This is a genomic window from Butyrivibrio fibrisolvens (assembly GCF_037113525.1).
In the GTDB taxonomy this organism is placed as follows: domain Bacteria; phylum Bacillota; class Clostridia; order Lachnospirales; family Lachnospiraceae; genus Butyrivibrio; species Butyrivibrio fibrisolvens.
The window spans coordinates 4,180,327-4,199,786 of the sequence record NZ_CP146963.1 but is presented as its reverse complement, the minus strand read 5'-3'; the positions used below and the strand labels follow the sequence as shown (position 1 = coordinate 4,199,786).

21 protein-coding genes are annotated in these 19,460 nt (G+C 38.8%); 20 read left to right on the top strand and 1 reads right to left on the bottom strand.

The window, feature by feature from the left end:
- Position 1: 1 nt before the first annotated feature.
- The 9 genes from WAA20_RS17905 (at position 2) to WAA20_RS17865 (ending at position 10,389) form a co-directional block, all read left to right on the top strand.
- Positions 2–1,276 carry a hypothetical protein gene (locus WAA20_RS17905; RefSeq protein WP_073386482.1) on the top strand — a complete coding sequence of 425 codons (1,275 nt, stop codon included), beginning with the start codon at positions 2–4 and terminating at the stop codon, positions 1,274–1,276.
- Positions 1,263–2,672, top strand: a complete 1,410-nt coding sequence (locus WAA20_RS17900) for a sugar transferase (protein WP_073386480.1) — start codon at positions 1,263–1,265, stop codon at positions 2,670–2,672. The genes WAA20_RS17905 and WAA20_RS17900 overlap by 14 nt, the downstream gene beginning before the upstream one ends.
- The gene (locus WAA20_RS17895) at positions 2,669–3,235 is read left to right on the top strand and encodes a hypothetical protein (protein WP_073386479.1); all 567 of its coding nucleotides are present in this window, start codon (positions 2,669–2,671) and stop codon (positions 3,233–3,235) included. Before WAA20_RS17900 ends, WAA20_RS17895 begins: the two co-directional genes overlap by 4 nt.
- An 18-nt stretch (positions 3,236–3,253) precedes the next feature.
- A complete protein-coding gene (locus WAA20_RS17890) occupies positions 3,254–4,288 on the top strand; it encodes a glycosyltransferase family 2 protein (RefSeq protein ID WP_073386477.1) in 1,035 nt (344 codons plus the stop codon).
- Positions 4,285–5,781, top strand: a complete 1,497-nt coding sequence (locus WAA20_RS17885) for a DUF6056 family protein (protein ID WP_073386475.1) — start codon at positions 4,285–4,287, stop codon at positions 5,779–5,781. The genes WAA20_RS17890 and WAA20_RS17885 overlap by 4 nt, the downstream gene beginning before the upstream one ends.
- 57 nt (positions 5,782–5,838) lie before the next feature.
- A complete protein-coding gene (locus tag WAA20_RS17880; RefSeq protein WP_073386474.1) occupies positions 5,839–7,371 on the top strand; it encodes an oligosaccharide flippase family protein in 1,533 nt (510 codons plus the stop codon).
- Between the two features lie 27 nt (positions 7,372–7,398).
- Positions 7,399–8,319 (top strand): alpha-1,2-fucosyltransferase, encoded by a 921-nt coding sequence (locus WAA20_RS17875; RefSeq protein WP_073386472.1) that lies wholly within the window; start codon positions 7,399–7,401, stop codon positions 8,317–8,319.
- An 88-nt stretch (positions 8,320–8,407) separates the two neighbouring features.
- Positions 8,408–9,595: a radical SAM protein gene (locus WAA20_RS17870; RefSeq protein ID WP_334292857.1), complete on the top strand. Its 1,188-nt coding sequence runs from the start codon at positions 8,408–8,410 to the stop codon at positions 9,593–9,595.
- Positions 9,592–10,389 carry a glycosyltransferase family 2 protein gene (locus WAA20_RS17865; protein ID WP_073386469.1) on the top strand — a complete coding sequence of 266 codons (798 nt, stop codon included), beginning with the start codon at positions 9,592–9,594 and terminating at the stop codon, positions 10,387–10,389. Before WAA20_RS17870 ends, WAA20_RS17865 begins: the two co-directional genes overlap by 4 nt.
- Here WAA20_RS17865 and WAA20_RS17860 read toward each other — a convergent pair whose 3' ends face one another.
- On the bottom strand, positions 10,390–11,307 hold the full coding sequence (locus tag WAA20_RS17860) for an ATP-grasp fold amidoligase family protein (protein ID WP_073386467.1): 918 nt from the start codon (positions 11,305–11,307) through the stop codon (positions 10,390–10,392). It abuts the gene before it with no gap.
- Between the two features lie 126 nt (positions 11,308–11,433).
- Between WAA20_RS17860 and WAA20_RS17855 the strand changes: the two genes are divergently transcribed.
- The 11 genes from WAA20_RS17855 to tnpB all read left to right on the top strand — a co-directional run bounded on the left by WAA20_RS17855 (position 11,434) and on the right by tnpB (position 19,371).
- Entirely contained in the window at positions 11,434–11,808 is a 375-nt protein-coding gene (locus tag WAA20_RS17855; protein ID WP_073386466.1) for a desulfoferrodoxin family protein, read from the top strand.
- A gap of 14 nt (positions 11,809–11,822) precedes the next feature.
- Entirely contained in the window at positions 11,823–12,347 is a 525-nt protein-coding gene (locus WAA20_RS17850; protein ID WP_073386465.1) for a hypothetical protein, read from the top strand.
- Between the two features lie 172 nt (positions 12,348–12,519).
- A complete protein-coding gene (locus WAA20_RS17845; protein ID WP_207649278.1) occupies positions 12,520–13,758 on the top strand; it encodes an ATP-binding protein in 1,239 nt (412 codons plus the stop codon).
- A 36-nt stretch (positions 13,759–13,794) separates the two neighbouring features.
- Positions 13,795–14,109, top strand: coding sequence for an RloB family protein (locus WAA20_RS17840; RefSeq protein WP_073386462.1), 315 nt, complete (start codon positions 13,795–13,797; stop codon positions 14,107–14,109).
- 43 nt (positions 14,110–14,152) lie between these two features.
- Positions 14,153–14,800 carry a flavin reductase gene (locus WAA20_RS17835; RefSeq protein WP_073386461.1) on the top strand — a complete coding sequence of 216 codons (648 nt, stop codon included), beginning with the start codon at positions 14,153–14,155 and terminating at the stop codon, positions 14,798–14,800.
- Positions 14,801–14,928: 128 nt separating this feature from the next.
- The gene (locus WAA20_RS17830; protein WP_073386459.1) at positions 14,929–15,147 is read left to right on the top strand and encodes an AAA family ATPase; all 219 of its coding nucleotides are present in this window, start codon (positions 14,929–14,931) and stop codon (positions 15,145–15,147) included.
- 291 nt (positions 15,148–15,438) lie between these two features.
- On the top strand, positions 15,439–16,830 hold the full coding sequence (locus WAA20_RS17825) for an AAA family ATPase (RefSeq protein ID WP_073386453.1): 1,392 nt from the start codon (positions 15,439–15,441) through the stop codon (positions 16,828–16,830).
- A complete protein-coding gene (locus WAA20_RS17820; protein WP_073386445.1) occupies positions 16,817–17,527 on the top strand; it encodes a hypothetical protein in 711 nt (236 codons plus the stop codon). Before WAA20_RS17825 ends, WAA20_RS17820 begins: the two co-directional genes overlap by 14 nt.
- Positions 17,528–17,701: 174 nt before the next feature.
- On the top strand, positions 17,702–18,499 hold the full coding sequence (locus tag WAA20_RS17815) for a hypothetical protein (protein ID WP_073386444.1): 798 nt from the start codon (positions 17,702–17,704) through the stop codon (positions 18,497–18,499).
- A 117-nt stretch (positions 18,500–18,616) separates the two neighbouring features.
- Positions 18,617–19,030, top strand: coding sequence for a hypothetical protein (locus WAA20_RS17810; RefSeq protein ID WP_110072106.1), 414 nt, complete (start codon positions 18,617–18,619; stop codon positions 19,028–19,030).
- The gene (gene tnpB, locus WAA20_RS17805; protein WP_110072105.1) at positions 19,027–19,371 is read left to right on the top strand and encodes an IS66 family insertion sequence element accessory protein TnpB; all 345 of its coding nucleotides are present in this window, start codon (positions 19,027–19,029) and stop codon (positions 19,369–19,371) included. The genes WAA20_RS17810 and tnpB overlap by 4 nt, the downstream gene beginning before the upstream one ends.
- Positions 19,372–19,460 lie beyond the last annotated feature (89 nt).

Below are 19,460 nucleotides of genomic sequence, written 5' to 3'. Positions count from 1 at the left end.
TATGATGGACGAGATCAGGAAAGCATCAGATAAAAATTTAATCAGTATACTTAGAAATGTTCTCTTTGATCTTATGCTGACTATAGAGATCCTTATAGTTATCATAGATAAGAGTGCGCTTCACTTAGGCTTTGAAGGACAGGTATTCAGGATCACATTTCTTATAAATGTTATAATAGTGATCCTTGGGATATATGAAGGCTTTAAGGATAATCCCGGTGATGTCAAAAAAGGTATAACGGGCTTTTATAACTTATGGCAATGGGGACTTCTATTAGTAGCAGGATTTATCGCTGTCATAGATTATAAGACCTCCGGAAGAAATGAGATGCTAAGATTCCTTATGGTCATTGCAGCCTGCAGGAAGCTTGATATTACCAAAAAGCTAAAGATCTTTTTCTTTGAGACACTTGGAGGATGTACGATCCTTGTTCTTCTTTCCTTACTGGGAATACTTGGTGAAGTGCAAAAGCTCTCCGGAACAACCGGCCAGATGCAGTATGTACTTGGAATGGGAGATCCCAACGCTCTTCACTGCATGTTCCTTATGCTAGTACTTCTTGCCATATATCTGTATATGGAGAAGATGAAGTGGTATCATTATCTGGCTTTAGTTATAGCGGATATCATCTTGTGGAGGATGACAGGAAGCGAGATAGGAGCGGGGGTAACGCTCCTTGCTATTATAGCGGCTGTCATAGTACAGGCTACTAAGATCAAAGAATATAAGTTTCCTTATATTACAGGGATTGTCTTACTTATATTTGAAGTCCTCTTTTCCATATGGTCAGGATGGTTAAGTGTATATAGCATAGGACAGTCATCTGCCATGGATGAGCTAAGGGCCATGGGGCGTGAAGCAGTTCTTATAGATGGCTGGCTTGAAGATATACTTAAGATAGTAAACAGGATCTTAACTGGACGCATAACATATCTGTATTGGGGTAACGAATACCACCAGGGTTCGATATTTTCCTGGCATCTCTTTGCGGATGACAAGTACGAGATATATTATGATATGGGTTTTTGCAGGCTCTTCTTCTGGTACGGATGGGTACCTGCAATTTGTGTGATTGGGTTAATAATTTTTGTATATATTCTGTCCATGCTCAAAAAAGATGGCAAGACACTTGTTGTGCTATCCTGCATGTGCATTTATACTGTTGTAGAAGCACATTTAGTCTCGGTTTATGCGGGACGAAATTTTGGGCTTTTGGTGATGGGATTATATATTATGAATTATGCTCGGGAGGAGCAGGGGAATGAACGGGGATAATAAGTTTTCAATTAAATATCTTTTGTGGTTTTTGGATATGGTTGTCGCAGTTATATGCTTTTATGCTGCAACCTTCATCAGGTTCCAGAATTTCAGGGACATGTATTCCAAAAATCTCCACTTTTTAGTTTGTGTAGTCATAATATTTGTGGCTTCGGTATATTCATTTGGTGTTGACTATAACAGAGATTTTATGAAGAGGCGTATGCCGCAGGAAAGCTATGCTCTCATAAAATACGAGATGGTTATTTTTGTTGGCACAACAGTTATCATATACCTTATAAATATCGGAAGTACCTTCTCAAGACTTGTAATGTTTTATTTTGCAATTCTTGATTATATCCTTACACTTCTTTCACACCACTTTGCCAAGACATTTCTTGGTGCATACTGGAAAAATGCAGATACAGCAGTTAAGATGCTTGTCCTTACAGAAGAGAAGTTCCTGGAGAAGACTATAAGACACCTTCAGCATCATCTTGACATCAACTATAGGATAGTTGGTGCTGTATGCCTTGATAAGGATATGAAGGGCGAAGTTGTAAGAGGAGTCAATATCATTGCAGATAGAAAAGGCCTTCTTAAGACTGTTACTATCATGCCACTTGATGATGTATTTATATATACACCTGACAGTACCCAGAATGCTCTGGAAGACGTTATCAACGCATTTCAGGATATGGGCGTAAGAGTTAATTACTGCGTAGAACTTCCCGGCATGAGAGGAAGGACCTCCGTTGATATGATCGGCGGATACAGCGTAGTTACTTATTCCAAGGGTACAGGCCGTTACAGAGCACTTATCATAAAGAGAATGTTCGATATCCTTGGAGGACTTGTAGGTATTATCTTTACAGGAATACTTACAGTATTTGTCGGACTTGCGATCAAGATCGACTCACCCGGCCCCATCTTCTTTTCTCAGACGAGAATAGGAAGGAACGGACGAAGGTTCAAGATATACAAATTCAGATCTATGTATATAGATGCTGAGGAGAGAAAAAAGGAGCTTGAATCTCAGAATGAGATGACAGGTCTTATGTTCAAGATGAAGGATGATCCAAGGATCACAAAGGTGGGAGCCTTTATCCGTAAGACATCACTTGATGAGTTCCCACAGTTTCTCAACATCCTTAAGGGTGATATGAGCCTTGTTGGTACAAGACCACCGACAGAGGCAGAATTTGAACAGTACAACGAGTATTACAGACGTCGTATATCAATGACTCCCGGCCTTACAGGAATGTGGCAGGTCAGTGGAAGAAGTGATATTGAAGACTTTGATGAGATCGTAAAACTGGATCTTCAGTATATTGATAACTGGTCCTTAGGACTTGATCTGAAGATATTATTAAAAACCGTTAGCGTAGTATTTAAGGGAAGCGGAGCGTCATGAATCTTGCAATAGATTGCTTCAGGCTGGTCAAAGGGGACCAGTCAACAAACGGAATATATGAGCTGACAGTAAAGCTGATACATTATCTCGGGAATGAGAATTCCAGAAGAGATATGGAGCATCATATCATGGTACTGGGTAATATTACTAATCAGTGTGATATGGATGTCGATGGTGTAAGCTTTCTTCTTATGGAGGGTGACCCCGGAGACAGAATGCTTTCAGCATGGTGGCAGAAATGGAAGTCAGGAGCCATAGCCAGGAAACTTGGCTGTGACAGGATCTTTTTTCCGGAAGGAAGACTCCCAATAGTGTATAGAGGGAGAAAGACCATCATGATCTACGAAGACAGTTCTGAGAAAGAAAAGCGGATCAGCTGGAAACTGGTATCAGCAGCTAGACGTTCCGATCACATCATTGTGATAAATGAAGCAACTAAGGACAAGCTCATAGCTGCCGCGCCCAAGACCCAGAAGCGAATTAGACTGTTAAAGGATCTTGGAACCAAAGATCGTAATCCCATGGAACTGGGAGGATACTGGATAGATCTTTTCAGTGATTGACAACAGAAAGGTTATTTAATGGAAATCTCAAAACCAGGTAAGAATTTCATATCGATAATAGTGCCTGTTTATAATGCGGAAAACTGTCTCCCAAGATGTGTAGAGTCTATTCTTGCCCAGACTTACAGGAATTTTGAACTGATACTTGTTGATGACGGATCTACAGACGGAAGCAGTAAGCTTTGTGATGGCTATACTACAGACTATGGCGCTATTCCTGCTGTATTTGTTAAGCATACTAAGAACATGGGCGTATCTCATGCAAGGAATGAAGGTCTCTCCTATGCAGAAGGAGAATGGATCACCTTCATTGATGCTGATGACTACATAGAGCCTGATTATCTTGAGAGGCTGATAAGCCCTATAGAATCAAGACAGAATGCTATAAGGATAGCTAAGGAGGAAGGCGCAAATGTTGCTAATCCCACGGTGATTTCTGTTATCACCATGACAGACCAGATACTTGATACTCAGCCTATAACTGGTTTTTATTTCCTTGAGCATGGAATCCTTAACCGTGATGCCCATGTCTGGAGTAAGCTCTACAGCAAAGAAATCATGCAGGACATGAGATTTGAAGATGACCTTACTATCGGCGAAGACATGGTGCTTCTTGTAAAGCTTGCGATCAAGATCGGCAATGCAAAGTCAGTCCTTTCAATTGATGCCGGTTCCTATAAATATTATGACAATGAAAACGGGGCTATGAACAGCTCCTATAAACCAAGTTATATAGACCAGATCAGATGCTGGCAGAGAGCAGAAGAGCTCCTTACACCATACAAAGACGACATCAGCGACATTATCTTCTCTCAGCTTGCTACTACGCAGATCGTTTCTGCAATGCTTGTTGCAGGTAAGATCGCACAGGTTCCTCATGATGAGAACACCAAAGATGCTATAGTAAAGGTTCGCGAAGCCCTTAATCATGCTTGTAAGAGAGAGGGAGCATTTGCAGGACTTTCCAAAGGATATAAATTAAAAGTATCTATATTCAGACTTTCACCGGCTTTGTATTTGAAGCTCTACGGAACGTGGAAGAAGAATAAATGATCCTTAATCCCAGAAAGAGAAATAATAAGATGGTATCAAATCTTAAGAATACAGATCTTAAGAATATAGATCTAAAGAACAGAAAGATATGCTTTTACTTAATAGTGATGATATCTTTCTTTCTTATATTTGCAATGAATTGTTTTACTCCGATGTTATCGGATGATTTTGATTATGCCGGTCAGGCAAGATCGGCTGGCAGCCTTCTTGACCTTTTCAGGCAGGAATATCACCAGTACATGACCTGGAATGGCAGGAGCGTAACCTTCATGTGCTTTAGAATATTCCTGAATGCTCCTGAGATCATTCTAAAGCTTGCAAACAGCATTGTATTCACAACATTATCAGTACTCATATATCTGAATATAGATGGCAAAAAAGAATACGATCCTTTCGTAATGCTTCTTTCACAGCTTGGACTTTGGATATTTACAGTATCCTTCTCACAGACAATCCTGTGGGAATGCGGAGCCTTTGTTTACCTTTGGGGAATGACCATAATACTTGGATTTGTGACCCTTGTAAGGCAACTGCTCATTGAATTTGATAAGAATGAAAGCATAGATAAAAAGGTACTTTGGGTTATCCTTGTGTTTATATTTGGATGGCTTGCAGGATGGTGCAATGAGAATACTTCAGGTGGAAGTATCCTTTTTATTCTCATCTATATAATCTATCGAAAAGTTAAAAAGATAAAGATTCCCACATTCTTATATAGTGCCCTTTCAGGAAATCTTATAGGACTTGGATTTCTCGTACTGGGACCCGGAGTAAGAACAAGAGCAGCTCTTGCTGCTGACGATAACTATACAGGTATCATGGCGATAGTAGCAAGAGTTCAGAAGCTGACTTTATACGAAAAGGATGCCTTTTTAGTACTCCTTATGATCATGGCGGCTACAATGATCTGGACAGTTGTTATTAGCGTTGCGGATGGAAAAGAAAAAGGCCTTATTGATTACGTTGTAGTGATGAGGAAAAGGTTACTTTATTTATTCCTTCACTTTGCAACTGTATATGCACTGGCACTTACATCTCTTCCGGAGATAAGAGCAGTCTTTGGCCCAGGAATATTCCTTCTTATTGCCTGCATTCAGGGTATTACTGACAATATGCAGACAGATTCTCCTCTTACAGATGGAGAGCACAAGGCAGCAGGTATCATGCTCCACTTTGTATACGTCTCTGTTGCTATTGCTATGACTATATATCTTCTTTTTGATATCGTAGAAGGAGCAGTTAATCTTCAGCGTATCAGAAGAGATTATGATGAACGTATAGCATATATTGAAGAGCAGATTGCTTCGGGCAATCAGGATATAGTTGTAGCAAGGTTCCATACAGATTTTGCCTGTAGATATACCTGTGCTTATGAGATGGAGCTTTCTGATGATCCGACATATTGGACCAATGTTCAATACACTAAATATTTTGGAGTAAATTCCATAATAGCAATCCCTTATGATGAATGGGAAAGCACCTATGGGCAATGATAAAGCCTATGATAAGTTTTGATCACTTAATAATAATAAATATAAATGAGGGAAGAAATGGCTAATACCTCAGGAAGAGTCAAAAATACCGTTCGAAATATTTTCTTTGGATATCTCGGTACAGTCATAACAGCGCTTCTTGGCTTTGGAGCAAGGAAGCTGTTCATTATGCGCCTGTCAGATACGCTTCTTGGCGTTAATGAATTCTATACAGGCATATTATCAGCTTTGTCATTGGCGGAGCTTGGAATAGGAACAGCCCTTAATTTCAGCCTTTATAAGCCGATCGCTGAGGATGACACAGAGACTATCAAGTCATATATGGCCCTTTATAAGAAGGCATATAGAATAATCGCTGCTACAGTCGGAGTTATAGGTCTTGCTATAGCTCCTTTTCTTCCATACATAGTTAAGGACAGGGGAAGTGTAACTGTCAGGGATCTGACACTGTACTATCTGATATTTCTCTTCAACAGCGCGACATCATATCTTGTTGCATATAAATACAGTCTTGTTAATGCCCAGCAGAAATCCTATATACAGACCAATATAACAACTGTGACCAAGATGTTCTCAGTCACAGCACAGATAGTAGTTCTATTTCTTACATCCAGCTTTTATGCCTACCTTCTTACAGATGCTTTTGTACAGCTCTTGCAGAAGGTTGTTGTGAGCCGCTATCTTAATAAGATGTATCCTTATCTTGAAGATAAGGAAGTAAGGCCTCTTACCAAACAGCAGACAGATGTTGTAAAAGAAAAGACAGCATCTCTTCTGTGGCTTAAGATAGGCGATACAGCAAGGCTTCAGACAGATTCCATCATTATTACAGCATTTATTGATGTTACGACTACAGGACTTGTAGGTAACTTCAACATGGTCATAAATACGATATCCAGTTTCGTTAACACCATATTTAATGCAGCGCTTCCTGGATTTGGCAATCTTATCGCAACTGAGACCAAAAAGCGCCAGTACGAGCTGTTTAAGGTATATAGATTCTTTGCAGTATGGATATATGGATTTTCTGCAGTTGGATTCTATATCCTCTTAACACCTCTTATAGTGATAATGTACGGCCAGGAATGGGCTATGGCCCAGAATATACTTGCTTGGATAGTAGTAGAGTATTATCTTAAGGGCGAAAGGATAGTAGTTAATAACTTCAAAACAGCGGCCGGCAAGTTTGAACAGGACAAGTATCTTGCTATGATACAGGGTATAGTAAACCTTGTTATATCTATCGCTCTTGCTAAGACTATAGGCCTTGTGGGTGTATATATCGGAACCGTTGTATCAGGACTTATTGCCAACTTTGTAAGACCTGTAATAATCTACAATGAATGCTTTGATATTAAAGCCGGAGAGTATTTTATAGATTCTGTAAAGTACCATGTAGTGCTTATAGTAACGCTTGTTGTATGCGTATTTCTTAGTAAGTATACCCTTCCTGTTATATCAATTCCTGCTTTTATAGTTTCAGGTCTTGTGATAAGCCTTGTTTACAATGCATTCTTCCTGATCATATTTGGAAGAAGCAGTGAATTTAAGTATTTACTGGGCATCTTAAGACGCAGGAAGAAAGCCTAAAAAGATAGCGAAGATAAAAGGGGTCACATGATAATAATCAGAGTCGCAGGCGGCCTGGGCAATCAGATGCAGCAGTACGCCATGTATAGAAAACTAAAGAGTCTTGGCAAGGACGTAAAGCTTGACCTGTCATGGTTTGATGCAGACAGCCAGAAGGGTCTGGCAGCTCCAAGGAAGTGCGAGCTTAAGTATTTCAAGGATCTTCCTATGGATGTCTGCTCTAATGATGAACGCGGAAAGTTTGTGAATAGAAGCTTTGTAACAAAAACTTTGAATAAGCTGATACCATCCACAAGCCGTATCTTTGAAGAAAGCAAAATGTATCACCCTGAGATATTTGATCTTGAAGATAAATATCTTGAAGGGTTCTTTCTTTGCAATAAGTATTATGCGGATATTATGCCGCAGCTTCAGAAGGATTTTGTATTCCCTCTCCATTCTGATCCTAAGAAGCAGGAAATAAATGAAGCCTTAATGGATGAGATGATGAATAAAAACGGCGGAGAGTCAGCCTGCATACATCTAAGACGCGGTGATTATGTAACGCAGCAGGTCAATGTAGACCTTTTTGGAAATATAGCAACTGACGCTTATTATGACGCAGCTGTAGAATATGTCCTGTCGAAGTCTCCTGATGCTCACTTTTATATCTTCTCTAATGATCCTGAGTATGCAGAAGAAAAGTACCCTGACAGAGCCCGCTTTACTATCGTTACCGGCAATGAAGGAACAGACAGCCTTCTTGATATGCAGCTTATGAGCAGATGTAAATATAATATCTGTGCAAACTCAACCTTCTCCTTCTGGGGAGCAAGACTCAATGCAAGACCTGACAAGATCATGATAAGGACCTACAAGATGCGCAATAACCAGGATGTAGTAGAAGACCTCATGCATGATTACTGGCAGGGCTGGGTACTTATAGATGAAAATGGTATAATTAGGTGATATTTGCATATACATATGATCATCTTGTATATAAAGAGATAATATAAATTGGCTGATAAAATTTGAAAATTGGTAGAAAGAGATTTTTATTAAGATGAAAAAGTTAAATGGTACCGTCATAATAACATACAGATGTAATGCGCGCTGCAATATGTGCAACCGCTATAAAGCGCCTTCCAAACCTGATGAAGAGCTTTCAATAGAGACTATTAAAAAACTTCCGCCCATGTACTTTACAAACATTACAGGTGGAGAGCCTTTTATCAGAGAGGATATTAAGGACATCGTAAGAGAGCTCAAGAAGAAGAGCGACAGAATCGTTATATCAACTAACGGATTCTTTACAGACAGGATCATCGACCTTTGTAAGGAGTTCCCTGATATAGGTATCCGTATATCCATCGAAGGCCTAGAACAGACCAATAACGAGATAAGAGGCCTTCCTGATGGCTTCAACAGAGGCTATACGACCCTTAAAAAGCTTCGTGAGATGGGTCTTAAGGATGTTGGCTTTGGAATGACTGTTCAGGACAGGAATGCGGCAGACCTTGTGCCTCTTTACAAGCTTTCTGATGAACTTGATATGGAGTTTGCAACGGCATCTCTCCATAACAGCTTCTATTTTGTAGAAGCCAAGAATATCATTCATGACAGAATGATGGTTGGTAAACACTTCGAAGATCTTGTAAATGAGCTTCTTGATTCAAACAGCCCTAAGAAGTGGTTCAGAGCTTATTTTAATCACGGACTTATAAACTATATCTATGGTCAGAAGCGCCTTCTGCCTTGTGATATGAGTTTTGATACCTTCTTTATCGATCCTTATGGCGATGTAATGCCATGTAACGGAACCAAGGATAAAGAGGTAATGGGTAACCTTAATACCCAGAGTTGGGATGAACTTTGGAACAGCGAAGATGCCGAGAAGGTACGTGCTAAAGTAAGACACTGTGACAGAAACTGCTGGATGATAGGATCTGTATCACCTGCAATGCACAAGTATATATGGGTTCCTGCTCTGTGGGTAATCCATCATAAGTTCCTTAGATTCTGGAAGAAGAAAAAGTATAGCATGTATGAGCTTAAGGTTGTAAGAGACTACCGTGACGGTAAGGTGACCAAAGAGCAGCTCGATAAGTGCAGTACCTGTGATTTTAATGCAGCTGTTAACAATGGCCTTTCTGCAGCATCGATGGAGCAGCTTAAGAATAAGACTGGAGAAGAGATCGTTGCTGAAGATATCGAAAGGCAGCAGAGCAGAAAGCAATCCCGATGAAACAGAAGACTAAAAAAGTATCCCTGATCATGACAACCTTCAATTGTCATGATCAGTTTCTAATTTCAATAAAGAGCGCCCTTACTCAGGATTATCCTGATATAGAGCTTGTTATAGTAGACGGCGGATCAACTGATGGAACTCTTGATGTCATCAAGGGGTATGCTGATAAGATCAGTGCAGATCCTGAGCACTATAAGAACTTTTCCATAAGATGGATAAGCGAGCCTGATAAGGGAATATATGATGGCATGAACAAGGGCATACGTATGGCATCAGGAGATGTCATAGCTGTATTTAACGACGAGTTCACATGCCCCGATGCAGTATCCAATTATATGTATATTCTGGAAGATGGCGGATATGATGCAGTCCACTCAGATCTTGTATATGCCCAGGGTGATGTGTGGAAGCGCTATTGGCATATGCCAAATGGAAACATACATACTGGATGGATGCCGGCTCATCCGACTCTTTATATCAGGAAAGAAATATACGACAGATACGGCCTTTATAAGACCGAATATAGAAGCTCATCAGATTATGAGTTTATGATAAGGATCCTTGCAGATGGAACCTTAAAGCTTGGCTACATTCCCAAAGTCCTTATCAGAATGTTCTATGGCGGAACTTCAAGCGCAGGCTTAAAGGGTTATGCACGAAATACAAGGGAAGCATACCTGTCACTTGTTCATAACAAGGTATCCTTCCCCATAACAATAATCGTATTAAGGATCATAAGAACTTTGCATCAGTACCGCGTGGCAGAGAAGATGCAAAAGGAACTGGAGTGATCACAGCTTAGGAAGAGTGATCATATCTCCAAGCTTTCTATCCCACTCATCTGGCTCAAATATCATGAAGCCGTCCCAGGTATTGAAAGTAAGTTCGCCAAAGTAGATAACACCATCTACGATGTAGAAATCAGCACGCACATAAGGAATGCCTGCGGATAACTTCTCAGCATAGCTTATCATCTCATCTATCTGTGGTGGAAGGCTTACAGGCTCCTTGGAAGGCTTGTAATAAGCATACCATGGCATCTTATTGCCCTGTCTGTCGAAATGATCATTGGAACGAAGACTTAAGTCTGTGTGTGCTATGCCTTTGCAAACTGTGGTGAAGGCAACCTTACCATCGATACAGGTCAGCTTATACTCAAGAGAGTCCGGTCTTCCAAGAGAATCAATATACTTATCAGCAATTATCCTTGGCTTAATATTCTTATATTGCCATTCACGGCCACTCCAGTAGAAATTGCGCTTTAAAGCCTTGTCGAATTTTTTCTTGGCAGCAGCTTTATCAAAAGTCTTTTTGTCTTTGCAGATCATGAATCCGCCACTATCATGAGTGGTCTTTAAGATGAACTGATCCGGAAGCTTATCAAAATCAATATCATCAAAACTATCCCATACCCCATAATTAGGAATAACGTGTTCTGCACCTATAGCATCAGCAACAACCTGCTTTACCGCATACTTATCAGCAAGTGTGGTATAACGAGGATTGTGATCGTGGATCTTGAGCCACTGAAGCTTCTCGCAGATAGTCTTGGGATCGTCAAGATTCAAAGGTTTATTCATCTTGTATTTCCAGAGCCTCTTGACATAGTCTTCATCAGACATTGAGTGGTAGAAACCGTGTGCGGAAAGATAATAGAACCTTGTTGCCGGATCCTTGATAAGATCGGCTAAGAAGTTTAATTTACCCATATTTAAACCTTCTCCCTAACAAAAATTTATTAATCCTTTTTATTATAACAATCATAAGTTAACAGTGCTATAATTAAAATTACAGTATCGTATTGATATATTTTTTCAAATAAGGAGGGTGCCTACATGAAATTCTACAGATGTGAAACTTGCGGTAACATAATTACGAAGTTGAATGATTCAGGTGTTCCAGTTGTATGCTGTGGCCAGCCAATGAAAGAGCTCGTGCCCGGTGCAGTTGACGGCGCAGTAGAAAAGCACGTACCTGCAGTAACCGTTGATGGTAATACTGTAAAGGTTCAGGTAGGCGAAGTAGAGCACCCTATGGTTGAAGGACACTTCATTCAGTTTATCGCACTTGAAACAACTGTTGGAGCACAGATCAAATACTTAAAGCCTGAAGAAAAGCCTGTTGCTGAATTCGTAGTAGCAGATGGCGCTAAGGCAGTAGCAGTATATGAGTATTGTAACCTTCATGGACTTTGGGTTAAAGAGATTTAAATAAAAGAGCCGAAATGTCTGCAAGGGAAGTATCCTTTGCAGACATTTTTTGTAAGCCCGATAAGCGGCGAACATATAAAAAAGAGAGAGGATCTAAAGAGACTATGACTCCCGACAAACATATAATAAGTGGCATCATCCTGGGAGCAGGAGCATATGCAATAACTAAGAATATAGCGCTGGCTGGCACATCCTGCCTGTCAGCTTTTATGTGTGATATAGATCATGCTTTAGAATATGGCATGTACTGCGCAAGAACAAAAGTAAAACCTACACTTAAAGAGTTTTCAAGCGGAGAGTATTTTGAGAAGAAAGATACGATATGCGTTATCTTTCACGCGTATGAGTATCTTGCAGTATTGATAATAGCAGCGCTTATAACAAGGAACCCTGTCATAATAGGGATAACTATGGGGTATGCTTTGCATTTGTTACTGGATACGATAGGCAATGATTGTACGTTCATAGGATATTGTATAACGTATAGGATCAAAGTCAGGTTTAAGCTAGGTAAGATATGTGTGAGGGCTAAGGGCTGAAGGAGCTGAAGGAATAGGACAAGGTAAACTTTTTACAGAATATAAAATTGATTATTGCGTAATAATGGCAAATATTAAAATTAATTTTTGACATTACAGGAATATAAGCATATACTTTTACTAGAAAGGGTGGTAAAAGTATATGCTTATTCAGTTTTCTGTAAAAAACTATATGTCATTTAAGGAAAAGGCTGTTTTGGCGTTAAATCCTTCGCTAGATACAGATCATCCGGAAAACATAAATGAGAAAAATGGATATTCTGCAACTAATCTAATAGCGATATATGGTGCAAATGCTTCTGGTAAGACCAGCTTATTTAAGGCAATGACTGCAGCAATAAATATGGTAAGACTATCTAATATTATGCAGGTAAACCAGTCGATTGGATCTGTGATTCCATTCAAATTTGATGCGAAAACTGTTGAAGAACCATCGGAATTCGAATTTATCTTTGTTGCAGATGATGACATTAGGTATGTTTATGGATTCGCCGCTGATAGTAAAAGAATAACTGAGGAGTATTTATATCAGTACAAGAGCCAAAGGCCGACTATTATTTTTGAAAGAACTGCTGAAAAATATGAGTTTAAGGGGCAAAAAACTATACTTGAGCCTTTGGTTAGATTTAACACGCCTAATAAGCTTTTTTTGGCTACTGCCACAAATTGGAATACTGAGAGCACTACGGTTCCATATAAGTGGCTGTCTGAGAAAATGGTGACCTTTACAGATACGCAGTCACTTACGGATTTGGCGTTGGACTTATACAAGAGTGAGAAAAAACAGGATTACATAAGCTTTACAGAAGGCTTATTACAGTCAGCAGATATCAATATTTCTAAGATTAGCATAGATGTTAAGAAAACAAAAATGCAGTATCCAGTTGGAATACAAGCCCCTCAAGTAATTATTAATGGACAGACATTATCAGCTATAGCGGCTCAAGAAATTGAACAAATCGAAGTGAACACTGAGCATATTATTGGCGACGGTGATGACCAAACAAGGTATATATTGGGAATGGGAGAAGAGTCTCTGGGAACAAATCAGCTCTTTATTTTGGGACCTTTTCTCAAAGATGCTTTTGAAAAGGGGATAGTGGTAGTTGTTGATGAGATTGATAAGAGCCTACATACGTTTATTGTTAAACATATTATTAATATGTTCAGGGATAAAGAAATCAATAAAAAAGGGGCTCAGCTGATTTTTACTACACATGATACATCCCTACTCTCATTAGCTACATTTAGAAGAGACCAGGTGTATTTTACAGAGAAAAATAATAAGACAGGAGTATCAGATCTATATTCTTTGGATGAGTTGTCAGTAAGAAAAACAGACAATATAGAGAAGGGATATCTTCTTGGCCGCTATGGCGCTATACCTTATATTCGTGGGGAGGAACTGTAATGCCAAAGCGTGAGATAGGTATAAAAAAGAGGGGGATTGGCAAAAGAAAAGCTAAGCCGGTCTATTAGTTTTGTGATATCAAATCCTACTTTTGAAATATGGTTTTTATTGCATTTCAAGTTTACGACAAAGACATATCTTAATGGTGACATGGTTATTGGTGACTTAAAGAAATATATTCCGGACTATGAGAAAAGTAAGGATGTTTATAGCCTGTGTAATGATAGGATTTCAGACGCACTACGCAATGCAGATAAACTTGAGGCGTATCATGCAGGAAAAGATTGGCCCTCAGAAGACTGTAACCCAAGAACAGATGTTGCTGAGATAGTGAGAATTTTTGAGGGTTAAAAAATTGTTAAGTGTAAATATCCCAAGAAAGGAGATCAATACCATGAATTCAAAAGAACTCAACCCCAAAGCAATGTACAAGTTATCCTACGGACTATTCGTCTGCACAGCAGTATCAGGTGAAAAGAAAAACGGCTGTATCATCAACACCGCAGCCCAGATAGCCTCAGATCCAAACAGAATATCCATAGCCATAAATAAAGCTAATCTAACCCATGATATGGTCAAAGAAACAGGAGCATGCAATATATCAGTCATCAGTAATGAAGCTGACTTTGCCCTGTTCAAACATTTTGGATTCCAGTCAGGAAAAACAGTAGATAAGTTTGCTAAGGATTCAGGCGCTCCGGCCTATGAGATAGCAGATAATGGTATCCCATATATCACAGCAGGCACCAATGCATACTTCTCATTAAAAGTAGATAAAGAAATGGACCTTGGTTCACATACTCTATTTATCTGTGAACCTGTCTTTATGACAGTTCTATCTGATGCTACCTCCTGTACATATGAGTATTATCAGAACAATATAAAACCAAAGCCACAGCCTGTAGGTACAACACCAAAAGGCGAAACAGTATGGCGCTGTACTATATGCGGATATGAGTATGTAGGTGAGGATCTCCCGGATGATTTCATCTGCCCGATCTGTAAGCACGGTAAGGATGATTTTGAAAAAATTATAAGATAAAGAATAAAAAAAGGCAGTAATAAATGGAAAACGAGTATGCTTTGAGAGCTAATAATTTGCGATTTTTTGGCGCGATGTTGATTAACCCTCATAATCCAAATGGAGTATAGCAACTTATTGGAGGACCTATGGGATTATTTCTTAATCCGGGAAACGAAAATTTCAAATCCATATTAAATGGAATATACGTAGATAAAACCGGTATTATCGAGTCTATTAATAACACAATAAATACCACTGACAAACTCACATGCATCAGCAGGCCACGCCGCTTTGGTAAATCATACACGGCGAAGATGTTATGCGCATATTATGGAAAAACATGCGATTCATGCTCGATATTTTGAAGTATCGCATTTATGATTGCGAGTTAGAGGATAGTAATCATGTAATGTTTCAACAGAAGGTAATCAGCAAGGATGAGTTAAGGTTAAACTATGATGAAGGCATATTTCTGAAGAAGGTAAATAATGATTATAGTTTTAACTGTAAGGCAATGTAAGGCGCATCTATTTGGGGTGCCAATTTTGTTATAAATGCAAATGTTTTTGACGAAAACGTATTTTAATTACGATTTTACCAAAAACATTTGCATTTTTTAGATGCTATGCTATGATACAGGTAGGAGGTTGCAGTAGATGAATAATATAGTACGTATAGCAGCTCTTACTATTAAGAACTTTAAAAATGTTGGAAATGGAAAAATAGTTATGCCATCATGCCTAAAAAAAGAGTTTGTTAACGATAGCTCAGAAGTACTTGGCATATATGGACAAAATGGATCTGGAAAAACAGCAGTTGTAGATGCTATGTTCTTTCTTCAGAAAATTCTAGTGGGAAGTACACTTGATGAGGATATTGCTGAATACCTGACTACAGGCTCTCAAAGCGCAGAAATTGAAGTGGATTTCAATATTTTTATTGAAAAAGTGGTTTTTGAAGTAACATATAAAGTTGTTTTAAAAAGAGAAGATAAAAGTATTGTTATAGATAAAGAGTCATTGAGTTGTGCAAAGAATGAAAATGGTGATCGCACGAATAAAACTGTTTTTATTGAGTTTGACAGGAATGATTCATCACAGCTATTTAAACCTGCTATAAGAGTTCAGGAATTGGTTGAAGAGAATAAAGAAAATAAAACAGATTTAATTGTAGCTAAGAAGATGGCAGAAAAGAGCCGGTGCTCATACATATTTGGTGAGAGTAGCAGAGAAGTATTTTGCAGACAGTATTCAAACGGTTTTAGGGATTACTCAGATATTATCAAGACGTTATATCATTTTGCGGTAAAAGATCTATTTGTGATCAGAAATGCACATTCCGGTGTGATAACAGCACAGATAATCTTGCCAATGGCATTTAGAATTGAAGAGAATGAAGGCGGAAGTAAAGGCGATTTGCCGGTTTTGTTGAGAGAACCTATAACATTACCTTTTGAAGAAAAAGAGCTATTACATAGAATAGTAGATCAGATCAATATCGTACTTAATAAGATTATTCCAGGGCTTCAGATTGTAGTAAAAGAGCATGGAAAGCAGGCGCTGGATTCTGGCGAAGATGGATGGAAGGTTGAACTTATGTCTAAGAGAGATGATCAGCCTGAAATACCGATCAGAATGGAATCAGAAGGGATAGTTAAGATTATTTCCATACTTAGCGCATTGATACAGGCTTATAATCAGCCATCAGTATGCCTAGTTATAGATGAGCTTGATGCTGGAATTTTTGAATACATGCTGGGCGAACTTCTAGATATTTTTAATACTGATGGTAAAGGCCAGCTGATTTTTACTTCTCATAATCTTAGAGCTTTAGAAATGCTTGATAAAGAGAATATCGTATTCTCTACAGTAAATCCTGATAATCGATATATAAGAATGAAGAATGTAAGAGAGTCTAATAACCTTAGAAAGCAATATATAAAGGCTCTTACATTGGGGGGACAGGATGAAGTTATTTATGATGAGACCAACAGCTTAAAGATTGCTAGAGCTTTTAGAAAGGCAGGAAAGAGTATTGGGGAATCTTGAGAAGAAAGTTATTGTTTTCATCGTAGAGGGAGCTTCTGACAAAGCTGCGTTAGGTACCATAATTCAGGAATATTTCTCTAGTGAAAAACTTGAATTTGTAGTAATAGGTGGTGATATAACCACAGATTTCTCTGTTTCAGTAGAAAATATTGTATCTAAACTGAATAATTTGGTTCAACAAACTATGGAAAAATATGGATATGATCCAGATGACATAATCGAGATTATTCATTTGGCTGATACTGATGGTGCTTTTGTGAATTCGACCTTCGTTAAGGAAAATAAGCTTGCTACAGAAATCCTGTATTTTGAAGATAGAATGGAAACTGATAATGTCAAATCTACAATTAGTAGAAATGATCGTAAAAAAGCAGCTTTAGAAAAATTGTTTCTGACAGGTCATATATGTGATTCGCTAAAGGCTGGGGGAATAAAATATAGGATATATTATAATTCCTGTAATTTAGAGCATGTATTATATGGGGAACTTAAATCATATACAGATGCTGAGAAGATAGAACTTGCAGATGAGTTTGCAGAAAAATATGAAGACGATTTAAATGGATTTATAAATTTTATAACCAATCCTGAATTTGCTGCTTTAGATTCTTACAAGAAGACGTGGATGTATATTGAAAAGGACAATAATTCGCTTAAGAGACATACGAATTTGGGATTGATTTTTAGGACAAAGTAAAAATGTTCTACTTCATAATCAGGCTTTGATCGTTGCCAGGGATCATGCTGAAACTCATCCTATGATAATTGTACTATCTGCTTGACTCAGGCAAAGATGGTAAAAGTCATGTTCTCGTGATTATTCTATTACATATGCGTACCTCATAAAATACAAAGATCGGAACCAGTTAACATGAATGAATCCCAATACCTATCCAGAATCGCATCACTTGAAAACGAGATTGATTACCTGCACAGCCTACTTGACGTTGCAGGTATACCCTATAAGCGTGAAGCCAAAGACATAGAAGATCTATCTCCTGACAAGAACATCTTATTTGATTCAGATCAAGGCGCCAGGATAAAACCCTTAGAAATCACAAAACAGCGTATCAAGTTCTATCGCAACCTCTTTAACGGTCGAAGCGATGTATACAGTCTTCGCTCTGGCAAACCCAATAAGAAAACAGGAAAACATGATTACTACACCCAATGCTGGAATTTCTGGAAGGATGGATTATGTCCTAAAAAGAGTGGTACAAAGGTAACCTGTGGAGAGTGTCGTAATCAGAATTATAAAGAACTAACTGACGAAATTGTTTATGAACATATGATGGGAAATAAGGTAGATGCCTCGGATGTACTTGGCATGTACCCTTTATTCCCTGATGAAACCATAAATTTTCTGGTTTTCGATTTCGACTGTCATGATGAAGCTATCTGCGGCGACGATGGTGCAAACCAAGATGCTGAATGGATGCAGGAAGTAAATGCATTCAGACAGATATGTGAAGATAATGATATCCCTATACTTGTTGAGCGTTCAAGATCTGGCAAGGGCGCGCATATCTGGATGTTCTTCGAAAAGCCAATCCTTGCGCTTACAGCAAGAAGATTTGGATCTGCTCTACTTACAAAAGGAGCTGAATCTGTCAATATGAAGTCATTTGATTATTATGACGTAAGCGCTAAGTTTTCCGGCGGATTCTGAAATCCGCCTAAATACTTCATAATGAATCTGAACAACAGACCACATTTTACTGTCACACCAGTGTTGCTGATTTGAACTATTAGACAACATTTTGGTGTCTATATCAGGAGGTTTAAGATGTCAGATTCATTAACAAGTTACAAGTCTCTTGACGATTGGTTCCGTATTGTTACTGAATGTCGTCAGAGTGGTTTGACCGATGATCAATGGTGTCAGATCAATGGTATTAATAAAAATACCTTTTATAGTGCTATCAAGCGGCTTCGCCAGAAGGCATATGAAGTACCATCTCCAATGCGATGTCCGCATGATGATATACACGACCTGACCTGCTCTAAGCAGGATGTGGTCAAAGTAGATATCGTTTCAGATATCGAACCACCAGAGGAATATATTCCTAAAGTGGTGCCGCACATTGACAATTCACATATGATAGAAATCGAGATTGGTGGAGCAAGAGTTTCTCTTTGTAACGGAGCTGATCCGGATCTTGTTTCTAAGACACTCTCAGTCTTGAGGAGTCTTTCATGATCGGCGATATAACAGCTGCAGATGAGATATACATCGTCTGTGGCTATACAGATATGCGAAAATCCATTGACGGGTTATGTGCTATCGTTGAAGATAAGCTTCACATGGATCCAAGAAGCAGTGCGCTTTTTCTTTTTTGTGGAAGACGAGCAGACCGTCTGAAGATACTCATGTGGGAGTCTGATGGATTTGTTCTCCTTTACAAGAGGCTTTCTGTTACGCAAGGCAGATATCGCTGGCCCAGAAATAAAGATGAAGTTAGAAATCTTACCTGGCGTGAGTTTGACTGGCTTCTTTCAGGCATCGATATCGAACAGCCTAAGGCCATCAGAGCTTCTTGAAATTTCGGTTCTGCTTTTTGTGCAGTTTTCTCCAAAGCCCCTTAAATGGATTAATACGAGGTCAAATTTTCTTGTACTTTGGCATATTT